General features: G+C 60.6%; 11 protein-coding genes. 4 read left to right on the top strand and 7 right to left on the bottom strand.

Going from position 1 to position 13253, the window contains the following annotated elements:
• Positions 1–42: 42 nt before the first annotated feature.
• Complete coding sequence (locus ACTJJ7_RS11200; RefSeq protein WP_440967146.1) at positions 43–345, top strand: DUF2076 family protein; 303 nt, start codon at positions 43–45, stop codon at positions 343–345.
• 60 nt (positions 346–405) lie between these two features.
• On the opposite strand, the gene ACTJJ7_RS11195 is transcribed toward ACTJJ7_RS11200, so the two are convergent.
• Positions 406–1266: an undecaprenyl-diphosphate phosphatase gene (locus tag ACTJJ7_RS11195; RefSeq protein ID WP_130272289.1), complete on the bottom strand. Its 861-nt coding sequence runs from the start codon at positions 1264–1266 to the stop codon at positions 406–408.
• A 295-nt stretch (positions 1267–1561) separates the two neighbouring features.
• On the opposite strand from ACTJJ7_RS11195, the gene ACTJJ7_RS11190 reads away from it, so the two are divergent.
• The gene (locus ACTJJ7_RS11190; protein ID WP_130502115.1) at positions 1562–1825 is read left to right on the top strand and encodes a hypothetical protein; all 264 of its coding nucleotides are present in this window, start codon (positions 1562–1564) and stop codon (positions 1823–1825) included.
• A gap of 25 nt (positions 1826–1850) precedes the next feature.
• Here ACTJJ7_RS11190 and ACTJJ7_RS11185 read toward each other — a convergent pair whose 3' ends face one another.
• The 3 genes from ACTJJ7_RS11185 to ACTJJ7_RS11175 form a co-directional block, all read right to left on the bottom strand.
• Positions 1851–3161: an ABC transporter ATP-binding protein gene (locus tag ACTJJ7_RS11185; protein ID WP_440967124.1), complete on the bottom strand. Its 1311-nt coding sequence runs from the start codon at positions 3159–3161 to the stop codon at positions 1851–1853.
• Positions 3162–3191: 30 nt separating this feature from the next.
• Entirely contained in the window at positions 3192–4925 is a 1734-nt protein-coding gene (locus ACTJJ7_RS11180) for an ABC transporter permease (protein ID WP_440967122.1), read from the bottom strand.
• A gap of 173 nt (positions 4926–5098) precedes the next feature.
• Positions 5099–5473 (bottom strand): hypothetical protein, encoded by a 375-nt coding sequence (locus tag ACTJJ7_RS11175; protein ID WP_440967121.1) that lies wholly within the window; start codon positions 5471–5473, stop codon positions 5099–5101.
• A 308-nt stretch (positions 5474–5781) separates the two neighbouring features.
• On the opposite strand from ACTJJ7_RS11175, the gene ACTJJ7_RS11170 reads away from it, so the two are divergent.
• Both ACTJJ7_RS11170 and ACTJJ7_RS11165 read left to right on the top strand, forming a co-directional pair.
• Positions 5782–7107: a S41 family peptidase gene (locus ACTJJ7_RS11170; protein WP_440967120.1), complete on the top strand. Its 1326-nt coding sequence runs from the start codon at positions 5782–5784 to the stop codon at positions 7105–7107.
• A gap of 105 nt (positions 7108–7212) precedes the next feature.
• Complete coding sequence (locus ACTJJ7_RS11165; RefSeq protein ID WP_440967118.1) at positions 7213–7773, top strand: DedA family protein; 561 nt, start codon at positions 7213–7215, stop codon at positions 7771–7773.
• Positions 7774–7803: 30 nt separating this feature from the next.
• On the opposite strand, the gene ACTJJ7_RS11160 is transcribed toward ACTJJ7_RS11165, so the two are convergent.
• The 3 genes from ACTJJ7_RS11160 to ACTJJ7_RS11150 form a co-directional block, all read right to left on the bottom strand.
• Positions 7804–8991: a DUF1501 domain-containing protein gene (locus ACTJJ7_RS11160; RefSeq protein WP_440967145.1), complete on the bottom strand. Its 1188-nt coding sequence runs from the start codon at positions 8989–8991 to the stop codon at positions 7804–7806.
• Positions 8992–9021: 30 nt separating this feature from the next.
• Positions 9022–10557, bottom strand: a complete 1536-nt coding sequence (locus tag ACTJJ7_RS11155; protein ID WP_440967116.1) for a DUF1800 domain-containing protein — start codon at positions 10555–10557, stop codon at positions 9022–9024.
• Between the two features lie 65 nt (positions 10558–10622).
• Positions 10623–12893 carry a caspase family protein gene (locus ACTJJ7_RS11150; protein ID WP_440967114.1) on the bottom strand — a complete coding sequence of 757 codons (2271 nt, stop codon included), beginning with the start codon at positions 12891–12893 and terminating at the stop codon, positions 10623–10625.
• Positions 12894–13253: the final 360 nt, after the last annotated feature.

Raw genomic sequence — 13253 nt, 5'->3', positions numbered from 1 at the left:
GTCGAGTAATGCCATGCGCCCCGTTCCAGATCGCCGTTTTGTCTGCACCAACCGCAGGCCCAGGGCGGCGGCTTTCTGCAGGGCGCCTTGACCACGGCAGCCGGCGTGGCCGGTGGCGCGCTCATGTTTGAAGGCATCAAGAATATGATGGGCGGCAATTCGCTGTTTGGCGGCTCGGGCGGCGCCACCGGCAATACGCCGCAAGCCGGTGAGACGGTCATCAACAATTACTACAACGATGACAAAGGCACCGGTACGCAGAACGACTATGCCGAAATGGATCGTCTTGATGACGCCTATGATGATGCACAGGACAGCGATACTGATGACGACAATGTAGCGTGATACTCCGGGCGATAAACGGGACAGCGCCCTGTTTATCGCCCGTCCTTCACTGCAGATCCGTCAGGCGTATGAGATCCAGAGGATCACCACGCCGAGCAGAATCCGGTAGCAGATGAAGGGCAGCGTTGAAAAACGCTCCAGAATACGCATCAGTCCCCACAGCGCGGCAAAGGATGACAGCGATCCGACGACAAGTCCGACGAGCAGGATCATCCAGCCTTCAAAGGGAAGATGTGCGCGGGCGAGGACAACAAGCTCATGCAGGCCCGCCAGCGCGATTGCCGGAATGCCGAGCAGAAAGGAAAAGCGCGCAGCGTCCTGCCGCGTGAAATCGCGAAACAGGGCCGCTGTCAGGGTTGAGCCGGAGCGTGAAACGCCGGGGATCAGGGCGCCGACCTGGGCAACGCCGACGATGAGCGCATCGCGCAGCCGCATGCTCTCCGCTGGGCGTTTATGCTGGCACACCCATTCGGCAACGGCGAGCAGAACACCCATGACGAGACAGGAAAAGCCGATGACCGGCAAGGTCCGCAAGGGACTGTCGCAGGCGTTGAGAACCGGCGCCAGAAGCAGGCCAGCAATGACGATCGGCACAGTGCCGAGCACGATGCCGATGGCCATGCGCAGCTGGGGCGACATCCAGTCGCCTGTCCTGATCGCACTGAGCGATCCGCCGGTTATGGTATAAATATCGCGCCGGAAATAGCAGATCACCGCCGTCAAGGCGGCCAACTGCATTGCCGCTGAAAAAGCTGATCCCGGATCCTGCCAGCCGAGAAGTGCCGGAACCAGCCGCATATGCGCGGTTGATGATATCGGCAGCAATTCCGTAATGCCCTGCACCACGCCCAGCACGGCGACCTTGGCGGTACCCAAGGCCACAAAGCCGGTGTCTACCCCTTGCGTGCATACGCCACTCATAAAGCGTTTCCCTCAATCTGGCTGATGGATGTCGATCGATTGCTTCGACCGTGGCGCAGGCTACAGGCAAATGTGTTCCGAGTGTAGACGCCATGCGCGTCTGGAGCTGCTGAAACAACAGAAAACAGCGGCGCGAAATGTCACGGTTGTCCGGCAATGTCCGCCACGCAATTGACGCGGCTGCGACTTTAATAAGCCGCATCTCGCGATGCAGTATATAGCATCATGATTGTGTGAAGTTTAAAGCGCACCATCGACCGTTGGCAGGATCACAGTGGCAGAGTTTTCGGAAGTCTTGAGCTCAATGATTATCGGCGTGCTGGCGCTTGCCGTCGGCATGGCCGTTCTGTGGGCATCATGCCGGTATCAATGGCGGACCGAGCGGACGGCCGGTCTGGCTTTGCTGGGGCTTCTGCTGCTTTTTGGGGTTGCATCCCTGTTTGGCATCGAAGCGCCGAGCGCTATTTTGCTCGGCGTCGTGGCATCCGGCTTCATCGCCATACTGATCTTGAAACGCGCCAAGGGCGGTTCGCCGCGAAACCGGCCCCAACTCCCATAAATGCCGATCGTCCACGACTCAACCCTTACTGAGGGTTTTCCAGGCTGAAAAGCTCGGCCTGCTCGTCATAGGCAAACAGCTCGGCATAGCGCGCCCAGGACACCACCGTCTTCAACGTCTCATCCGCATAGTCTTCGCTCATGAAATCTTCCAGTTCGTTGCGGAAACGGGCTGCTGGAGCCGTATGCGTCGGCCGCTCGTCAAGCACGCGCCTGATAAGGCCGATGAGCGGAACATAGGTGACGAGGTGTTCGGCGAAAACCTTCTTGCGCGCATCGGTATCGAGATGGGCAAAGCGCATGCCGGCGTCGGTCAGGACGAGGTCGCCCTCGTTCAGATGGGCAAAGCGCAGGAGCTGCAGGGCTTCGCCGAGATGAAACAGCTCGTCGGCCTCCATCTGCAGCGTGCCGGCAAGCACGGGCAGGTCGGCGCGCCCATTATATGGTTCGCCCGCCAGAGACTCGATCAGGCCGGCCAGGACATTGGTTGAAACCGGGTTCAAGATCATGCCCATTCCCGTGCCCGGAATGCCTTCTACGGATGGCAGCCGCGGCTCGGTGCGCTGGGTCATGCGGGCATAGATATTGTCGACCAGTTGCCGGAAGACCGGATCGAGGCGATTGCGCGGATGCGGAAGATCGACCCTGAGTTCCTGCGCGACCCGTCCGGGGTTGGACGAGAAAATCAGGATACGGTCGCACATCAGCACCGCTTCTTCGATGTTGTGGGTCACGATCAGCACCGATTTGATCGGCAGGCGCCCTTCGATCCACAGGTCGATCATGTCGGTGCGCAGGGTCTCGGCGGTCAGGACATCAAGGGCCGAGAAGGGTTCGTCCATCAGCAGGAGGTCGGGATGAACCACCAGCGCCCGGGCAAAACCGACACGCTGGCGCATGCCGCCGGACAGTTCCTTGGGGTAGGCGTTCTCGAACCCGTCCAGACCGATGAGATCGATGGCCGCAAGCGCCCGCTTGCGCCGCTCCGACCGGTCGACATCCTGCGCTTCAAGACCAAGTTCCACGTTCTGGAGGACTGTCAGCCAGGGAAAAAGCGCAAAGGACTGAAACACCATAGAAATGCCGAGGGGCGGCCCCTGGATGACGGAACCACGGCACTTTGCTTCCCCCGAAGACGGTGCGATGAGACCGGCGATGATCCGCAGCAGCGTCGACTTTCCCGAGCCGGAGCGTCCAAGCAGCCCGACGATCTCGCCTTCCCTGATGCTCAGATCGACATCATCGAGCACCATGACATCGTTGCCGCTGCCCTTCTTGAAGGACCGGGAAACATTGCGGATGTCAACGAGCAGGTTTCTGTCAGCTTGATCAAGCATTGAACATTCCTTTGATCCGATAATCCGGCACTAACCGAGACGAAGGCGCCGCTCGCCAAAGGCGTAGAGCGGGCGCCAGAACAGGCGATTGAACAGCGTTACAAAGATGCACATGACGGTGATGCCAAGCACGACACGCGGGAAATCTCCGGCCGTGGTGGCATTGGCGATGTATGATCCAAGCCCCGGTGTCGTCAGCTGCGTATCACCCCAGCTGGCCACTTCGGCAACGATACTGGCGTTCCATGCGCCGCCGGATGCCGTGATCGCGCCGGTGATGTAATAGGGGAAAATGCCGGGGAGAATGACCTTGAACCACCAGCGCCAGCCACGGAGATGAAAGCTGTTCGCGGCTTCCTTGAGATCGCTGGGAAAGGCACTGGCCCCGGCAATGACATTGAAAAGAATGTACCACTGCGTGCCAAGGATCATCAGCGGGCTGAGCCAGATATTGGCGTTAAGTCCGAAATGCACGATCAGCACGACAAAGGCGGGGAATGCGATGTTTGCTGGAAAAGCGGCCAGAAACTGGGCTAGCGGCTGGACTTTCTGCGCGAGTTTCGGCCGCAATCCGATCCATACACCGACAGGCACCCAGACAAGGGTCGCAAGTATCATCAGAACGGTCACCCGCAACAGGGTGATGAACCCGTTGCCGACGGCGGTCCCGACGTCGGACCAGGATATGTTGGCCTTGAGATAGATGATGCTGATATAGGCGGCATAGCCTGCGGCCAGAACGATGAAGGCGAGCCAGAGCCGGTCGAGAAGGCGCGACGTCGCGGGTTTTGCACCACCCGAGCCGAATGTCGGCAGCGCCGGCAAGCGCAGGTTCCAGACCAGACGGGAAAGAAAGGCGAGCGGGGCGGCGAGCAGGCGTGTGATCCGGGCCCGGCGAAAGAGGTCGAGCATCCAGGAACTCGGAACGGTCTCCGACGAAGTTGTTTCAAAGCGGAACTTGTCGGCCCAGGCGACGAGCGGCCGGAACAGGAACTGATCGTAGAGCAGGATGACGGCGAGCATCGCCATCGTGGCATAGAGGATTGCCATGATGTTCTGCTCTTTGATGGCAAGGGCGACGTAGGAGCCCACACCCGGCAAGGTCACGGTGGTGTCGCCGACGGTGATCGCCTCCGAGGCCACGACGAAGAACCAGCCTCCCGACATTGACATCATGGTGTTCCAGACAAGACCGGGCATCGCAAACGGGACGTCCAGCCGCCAGAAGCGTTGCCAGCCCGTCAGGTGGAAGCTCTGCGTTGCCTCCTCAAGGTCTTTCGGCTCGTTGCGCATGGATTGGTACATGCTGAACGTCATGTTCCAGGCCTGGCTGGTAAAGATGGCAAACACGGACGCCAGTTCAGCGCCGAGAACACTGCCGGGAAACAGGTTGAGGAAGAAGGTAACCGTGAAGGTCAGGAAGCCGAGGATCGGCACGGACTGGAGAATATCGAGAATGGGAACCAGCACCATCTCGGCACGCCGGCTCTTGGCTGCGGCTGCGGCATAGATGAACGTGAAGACAAGCGACAGGGCGATGGCCAGAAGCATGCGCAGCATGGTGCGAAGCGCGTAAACCGGCAGGTTGGATGGATCGAGGGAGAGCGGGGCAGCCTCAAGTGTCGACAGCGGAACCGTGGTCACGCGGGCGCCGTAGGCGATCAGCACGATGGCGCCGATTACCAGCAGCAAAGCCATCAGGTCCCACATGCTTAGCCACATCGAGCGCCCGATGGCAGGCGGTGTATACTTTTGAAACGCCATGAGCCAGGCCCTTAATGGCTTGAATGCAATGAATAAAGAACGCTATTCGCGGTAATCTGCCATCGTTGCCGAAGCATTTGCAAGGGACTTAAGAAGGACGATCATGACAGTGTCATGACGGAAAATGGGCAGCGGAAAAAATTGCGCGGATCGCCGGATTGGCTGCCGCTGTTTCAACCATGGCGGCGCAGTTGCCAGCGCACAATCCCCATGCCAATCCGGTTGAGTTTTCCGATGACCCGCCACAGGGATCGGGCATGCCGCTTTGTCAGGCGGCCGGTGGCCAGCCGGGGCAGCGCGAACCAGACGAGGCGCAGGGAACACCAGTTCAACAGGGCAACCAGATGCGCGCAGGCCCTGACCTCCATGGAGCGCAGGCACGCCTGCAGCCACAGCTGGAGGTGAAAACCGGACCGGATGTGCGGGGTACGGATTTGGCGGTGCTGCCGGTGCGCTTTCTGGATGCGCGCAAGCGCCTGCGCCGTGTTCTGGCGCAATTGGCGGCGCTTTGCCAGGATATGGTCCAGTTCACTGCTGCTGTTCTGCATTGCGCACCGCCCTGCCACCGGAATTTGCGCGCCGCTCGTCGTTTGAGGGCGTCAACACCACGGCTGCTGTTTGACAATCGGCTGCCAATCTGCATCCTCCAGTGGCTATAGGAGCAAGCGAAATATGTTGCACTCAGGCCAAAAAGCCATGCGAACGGCTCTTGTGTAATTTACCGGAAGCGGCAGTGTATCATTCTGGATCGCGGCCTGCGTCGGTCATATTCTGGTCGTGTTAATCCTGCCTTGGTTGGCATATAATGATCCTGTTGCTCTTTTTTGGGCAAGCAGATTTTCTGGAAGGAATGCAAATGGTACGCAGGTTAACGCTTCTCATGGCCGGAGCCCTGATGGGGGCGACGGCAATGGTGGCTGTGCAGGGCGGGCTGCATATAACCGCCGCGCAAGCTGCGGGCAGTGACACATACAAGCAGTTGTCGCTTTTCGGTGAAGTGTTCGAGCGCGTGCGCAACCAGTATGTCACGCCGCCGGATGACCAGAAGCTGATCGAAAGCGCCATCAATGGCATGCTGACATCGCTCGATCCGCATTCGTCCTACATGAATGCCGACCAGGCGAAGGAAATGTCGGTGCAAACCAAGGGCGAGTTTGGCGGCCTTGGCATTGAAGTCACCATGGAAAACCAGCTGTTGAAGGTAATCACGCCAACGGAAGACGGGCCCGCGTTCAAGGCGGGTGTTCTGGCTGGCGACTACATCTCGCAGATCGACGGGACCGAGGTTCGCGGCCTGACACTGAACGATGCCGTCGACAAGATGCGCGGCGATGTCAACACTCCCATCGAGCTGACCCTGATCCGCCAGGGTGCCGACAAGCCGATCAAGCTGACCATCGTGCGCGATGTCGTCAAGGTAAAGGCCGTCAAATACCGCGTCGAGAACGATGTCGGCTATGTCAGGGTCATTTCCTTCACCGAACAGACCTTCGAAGACCTGCAGAAGGCGATCAAGGACATTCAGAGCAAGGTTCCCGCCGACAAGCTCAAGGGCTTTGTGCTCGATCTGCGCCTCAATCCCGGCGGCCTGCTGGACCAGGCGGTTGCCGTCTCCGACGCCTTCCTCGACAAGGGCGAGATCGTCTCCACCCGTGCCCGCGACCCGCAGGACATCACCCGCTTCGATGCCCGTCCGGGCGATCTGATCAATGGCAAGCCGATGATCGTCCTGATCAATGGCGGTTCCGCCAGTGCGGCTGAAATCGTTGCGGGTGCGCTGCAGGATCAACGCCGGGCGACGGTGCTGGGCACGCGGTCCTTCGGCAAGGGCTCGGTGCAGACGATCATTCCGCTGGGTGAGAACGGCGCGCTGCGGCTGACGACGGCGCTGTATTACACCCCGGCGGGCAAGTCGATCCAGGGCAAGGGCATCGTGCCGGATATCGCGGTCGAACAGCCGCTGCCGGACGATCTGAAGGGCCGGGCCGAACCGATGAGCGAATCCAGCCTGAAGGGCCATATCAAGGGCGTTCAGGAGGATGCGGAAGGATCGGGCTCGATCGCCTATGTCCCGCCGGATCCGAAGGACGACCTGCAGCTGATCGAAGCCCTGAAACTGCTGCGCGGCGAACAGGCCAATGCGGCATTCCCGGCAGATCCGACAAAAGGTTTCTCGAAATAACCGGAAGGCCGGAGACCACCATGAGAGGGACGGGCCTGTCTGGTCTGTCCCTTTCTGTTGCCACCATTTTGCAACCACCACGATTTCTCGTTTTTGTCAGGTACAATGGACCTTTCCAACATTATCGAAGCGACGATTTCCTTCACGCGGGAACATGAAAAATGGGCGCCAGTCATCGTCTTTGCGCTCGGCTTGGTTGAATCCCTGGCCCTGCTCTCCCTGCTTGTTCCCTCCACGATTATCCTTCTGGGCATCGGCGGCCTCTTCGGAGCGAGCGGGCTTCCCTTCTGGCCGCTGCTTGTTTCCGGCGGCATCGGCGCATGCGTGGGCTATACGCTTTCCTTTTGGGTGGGGCGGTACTTTCACGAGCCCATATTGAGAAACTGGCCATTTTCCCGCTATCCGGCCATGGTCGAGCGGTCGGAGCGGTTTTTCGAGCGATACGGCGTCTTCAGCGTTTTTCTCGGCCATTTCTTTGGTCCGGTCCGGGCCGTCATTCCGGTTGTCGCCGGGGTGGCTGGAATGAGCGAATTCAGGTTCCAGCTCGCCAATATTCCGTCGGGTTTCCTCTGGGCGTTTCTCGTCATCGCTCCGGGCTATTTCTCCACCCAGTCCGACCAGATGAAACCATTCTGGGACTCAGTCAAAAGCCTGGCCGGAAGCTGAGTCTACGGAGACACTGGCGCTGGCCGGCTTTCATATCAAGGCGAGGTCGCGCGGCTGCACGGCGGCAAAGACGCGGTTGAGCCCGGTCTGGTCCAAGCCATACATGCGCTGGAACAGTCCGCCGAGCAGGGAGCGGTAATCGGTCAGAACGGGATAGTCGCGATTCTGGAAAAGATGGGCCTGATCGACCGCGATCTGTTCACCGGCGATGCGGCCGCCCTTGATACCGCCGCCCAGAACCCAGTAGACACTGCCATGGCCGTGATCCGTGCCGCGATTGCCGTTCTCGCGGAACGTGCGGCCGAATTCGGACAGGACCACCACGACCGTGTCCTGCCATTGCGGGCCGATCTCTTCGGCGAACCCGGCAATTCCCCGGCCAAGCTCGCTCAGCCTGTCGGCAAGATAGCCGTTCGCAGCGCCCTGGTTCACATGGGTGTCCCAGCCGCCGACATCGACGAAACCCAGGTTGAACTGCTCGCGCATAAGGCGGCCAATCCGGCGTGCAGACAGCTCGAACCCTTTTGGGGAAACGGCGCCGCGGCTGGCTTCCATCATGTGATCGGTGATCGCATGGTAGACATCGTCGCGGACGCGAAAGCCTTCCCGCACCGACCCGGCCAATGACTGTCCGTCATACATGGCGCTGATGAGACTCGCCTGGCGGGTGTCGATGCCTGGCTTGCCCACGCTGTTGATGGCGATGTTGGGGACCGGCTCGCCGCCCTGGAAGGTGAGGGGCATCTGATCGGTGAAGGAGATCGGCCGCACGCGCGTGAGGGCGCCGGCGAGGCGCGCCATGAAGCCGGACCGGTAATCCCGTGTGCCGTTGACGTCCTGTCCAAGCTCGATGGTGTCCTGGGTTTCAAAGTGGCTGCGTGTGAGGTCGTCGGTACCGGCGAATGGAATGAAGGCTGCCTGCCCCTTCTGATAGAAGGGCAGAATCGTGTCCTTCAGGGCCGGATGCAGGCCCCAATTGACGTCGAGGGAGAGCGCCGAGGCGGCATTGGCCGCGTCGGGACGGGCGATGGCAAGGTTTGGCCGCGACGCATAGTAGAAATCGCTGCTGACTGGAATCACCACATTGGCGGCGTCATAGGCGCCGCGCAGGAACACCACGAGCAGGCGTGCGTCCGTTTTGGGCGCCGCCCAGACACGCCCGGCAACCGTCATGGAGGTCAGGGCTGCCAGTCCACCAATGAGATCACGGCGATTGATATGCATGATCGTCTTCTCCTCGGGTTACCATTACTGCATGAATTCGGGTGAGGACAGGAACAGGGTGTTCCAGTCCTGCGGTGAAATCGCCTTGTCCAAGGCGATCTGTGTCGGCGTTGAAAGCTTCAGATGCAGGCTGGAGAAATACAGCCCGTTTTCGATGAGCGGAAACGCCGGTTGGTCCACTGCGTCGGGTGTTGCCGCCTTGAAAAGCCCGGCTGAATTGGACCCGATCTGGCGGGCGATCTCAAAGCGCGTCATCATTGCCCCCGATCCGTTCCACGTCGTCGACATCATGGAATAACCGTCGGGGGTCTGGTGGTTATAGAGGCCCTCCGCGAGGCGGTTCAGCCAGTTCTGCACCGGGGCGCTGTTGACGATGACTTTCGTGTCATAGGCAAGACGGATGGCGGAAAGGACATAGCGGACCGGATCCTTGAAATGCCCGCCAAGCGAAGCCGTAAATTCGGGGGAATGGAACAGTGTGTCGAGGACGCTGGCGATATTGCCATCCGTCCGCATGAAGGTCTGCGCCATCCGGTCAACCAGGGCTGGGGGCGGGACATCGGCGACAAAATAGGTGGCGAGCTGCCGGGACACATGCTGGGCCGTTGCCGGCTGTTTGCACAGTATATCGAGTGCCTCTTCAACTTCGGCAAAACCGCGCCCTTTGATCGTTCGCCCCAGGAACACCTTGTCGCCGAAATCATGGCGTGCCGGATTGAATTCAAACAAGCCGTCACGCACGAGCAGCGGCTGCTGGTCCGGTTTCAGCTTGGGATTGTCCGGTTTGAGATCGATCCCGACGCCGGTGAGGATACGTGCCAGTTCCTCGACATCCTTCTGCGTATAGCCGGAGCCGACACCCATCGTGTGCAGCTCCATGATCTCCCGGGCGTAGTTCTCGTTGATATGGCCGACGGCGTTGTCGGCATTGTCGAGGTAGCGGATCATGGCGGGGTGACGTAGCGTCGCCTCCAGGAGGTCGTGAAACCGGCCGAGCGCGTGCGCACGGATGGCCTTGTTCTCGTAATCGCCGACGAGGATGCGCAGATTGGCCTTGTACTGGTGCACGTTGAAATGATTGAACCAGAACCACGTCATCCGCTCGCGCAGCTGATCGGGCGAATAGAGCGCCCGCAACAGGCTGGCGGTTGCGGCCTGCCGGGCCATGTCGCTCATGCCATCCTGAAAAGCCTTTTGCGCAATGGCTTTCTGGTCGGGATCGGCCGTCTGGCTGGCGGCGCGCGCCTGTGCGTCGAAGTCCGTGGCAAGGTCAAAGGCGGATTTCTGGCTGACCGGCAAGGCATCGATCTGTGTCCGGACCGCCGCCGGCAGTATGTCCGACGCGGGATGGAGTTGCGTTTGCAGCCATTTTTCCCGGCCAAGTGTGTGATAGGCCGCCATGGCCGATGGAGTGACGCCCCATGTGACCGCGTCAACCAGCGCAAGATCGCGCACGATCTGCGCCGCAGGGTTGTCGGCGGCCGGCGCTGCCGCCGCATGGAGCGGGCTGAGCAGGACCAGCCCACAGATTGAAAAACGTGCTATTCGACCTCTGCGCATGCTCTCACTCCGCCGAATAAAGGGTGGTGCATCGCAACGGCGTTTCCCGTTGCAGATGCCGATTCTCACTTGGGGCAGGCGGGCTGATCCCGGCCGCCGCACTCTTTCTTCATGCCGGGTTTTTGCGGCGCATGCGGCTGGAGCCTTGCGGCCGCCGGCCGTGCCTGGACCTGGCGGCGCGGCTGCATTTGCATTTGCGCATGCGCTTGCGGCATGGCACCGGACGGTCTGCTCACCGGCGCATTGACCCGTGCCTGGTTCTGTTGCCGCACCCGTTGAACCGGCGGATGGAGAGCCGCCTGATCGTGCGGGCGCGGACTGGCATTCAGTTTTGCAGCCACTGGCGGAATCCGGCGTGGTTGAACGTTTGGCGCGGCCTTGTGGCTGGCCTGTACCGTGACATTGGGCTGGGTGGCAGCGCGCAGGGCATTTTTCCTCGCTTTGCCCGAGCCGGTGGAGACTGCCGTTTTGCCGGGCGCAAGCGGTGCGGCACTGCCTGGGGTCGCCTGGGCCGGGAGTGCGTGCCCCGGCAAAGGCGGCTTGACCGCCGCGGTGCTGGCTTTCCCGGGTGCTTTGGTTCCAGCCTGCGGGGCCGGTGTCTGCGCCGGCGCCGGGTTTTGCAGTGCGGGTTTGCCATTGATGAGAGGCAGGCGGCTGCCATTGGTGCCGGGGAGCGAATGGCTGTCCTGCGGTTTGACCGCTGCGGGTACCGGGCCCGGCGCGGCGGGTTTGGCGGGCGCAACGGGATTTTGCTTTGGCATGACTGCCGCCTTCTTCTGCACCGATGGCGGCAGGGCAACGTGCAGGGCAGCGGCCGCTGCTCCGGCCACAACGGCGGCGCCTGCCACTTTCGCGCCGGTGCTCAGACCGGGGCTGGGGGCGGCCGCAGGCTCCTGCACGATTGTCGTGGTGTTGTTGATCACCGTGTTATGAATATTGTTGAAGATCACATTGTTCTCGGGCGGGGCAATGTCACGCGCCGGGCGCACCCACTCGGCCACGGGCACGAAGGCAGGCACCGGCAGGACGTAGAGATCGACGGGTGCGGGCGGTGGCGCCAGCACGACGAAATCCGGCGGGGGCGGCGGCAGAAAAATCACCGGCGGCGGTGGTGGCGGCGCAAAGTCGAACTCGGGATCATCGAAATAGAGGACCGGCCGGTCGACATAGATGATTTCCGTTTCGGGCGGCGGCGGCACGTCGTAGGCAATCACCGTGAAGGATGCGGGCGGCTCCAGCGCGGCTTCAAAATGGTCAAGCCTCCGGCGGGCATCCCAGCCATGCGGACCATGCGGATAGCGGCGCAGATATGACCAATAGGCCTCCGGTGTATCAGAGACCCAGGTTTGCCGCCACGTGATCGCCTCGCGCCGGGCAGCGACAATGGCCCGTACGCGTTTGGCCATGGGGTCATTGGGATAAGCGGCGAGAAAATCTTCATACCCGCGCAGCGTATCGCGATCGAGCGCGGCGAGATAGGCATCGCGGGCATCGAAATCGCGGATGGCCTTGGCGCGCATGGCGCTGCCTTGCAGCGCGGAGACCTGTTGTGCCGGCGCATCGGGGCCTTTGTCGAAGAAAAGGAAAGGCGTGCGGAATTTCGAGGCATTCCAGGGCAGTTCCCCGCCCTTGGTCGCATCGCTCACCCGCAGGCGCGTGCGATCGAAGATGTCATCAAGCGCCAGCCCGCCGACACGCATCATCTCGGCAAGGGCGTGCGCATAGGCACCGTAAGGTCCGGCCTCCGGCGGCGCGACGGTGCCGGGCGCTGCGTTGAAGCCGATCAGGACATTGGGGTCGGGATCGACGATGGACAATCCGCCTGCCAGCGGTTGATCCGATCGGACGAACGGATTGGTTCGGGCTGCGTCCAGCACCAGAATGGTGCCCTTGTTCTGCAATGCGGCAAGCGATTTGGTGAAGTCGGAGACCCGTATGGCTTCAACGGGAACGTCGGTCGCACGGGTCATTTTCGCATCGATCCCGGCGAAATAGTTTTCGCCCTCATACTGCAGTCCGTAACCGGAGAGATAGACGAAGACGACGGCGTCGGGTCCGGCGGCCGTTGCCTTGTCGAGAAAATCCCGGAATGTATGGCGCAATGAATCCTGATCGAGATCCCTCGCTCCAACGACATCAAACCCGGCGGCCTGCAATGTTTGTGCAATCAGGCCGGCATCGTTGGCCGGTGTCGGCAGCGGAGCGGTCTGATAGGCCGAATTGCCGATGACGAGAGCTATTCTTTTCTCCAGCGGCGCCTGGGCCCGGGCCAGGCCGGGAATGGAAAGGGAGCCGAGCACCAGAAGCACGGCAAGACAAGTCCGGATCATTCGCATCTTGATCACCTCATTGCAAAGCACAGATGTGCAGCAGGACTAGGGTGTGCTTTGAAGGCGGCACGCAAAAATCGTGCTCCTCGATTCCGGCAAAATCGTGGGATCGGCGCTTTAAATCCGTTTTGATGAAAGCTTTCGAAATTGCTGAATATAATCAACGTGGCATGGTTGTTGGGACGCCATCCACCTGGGATTGCCGCAGGGGAATACACAATAAAACACCGGTCTGTTGCCAGACCGGTGCCTTCGATCGTTGAAAAAGATCTTGGTCATTGAAAAAGAGTGCATGTGAAGACTAAAGCCCTCACAACACACTTTAGTCATTTAAATCGATTTGGAAATTGGTAGTTCCACCTAGAG

The organism is Phyllobacterium sp. 22229 (assembly GCF_052056495.1).
GTDB lineage: Bacteria > Pseudomonadota > Alphaproteobacteria > Rhizobiales > Rhizobiaceae > Phyllobacterium > Phyllobacterium myrsinacearum.
Note: the sequence above shows the minus strand (reverse complement) of the source record. Positions and strands in the feature narration are given on the sequence as shown.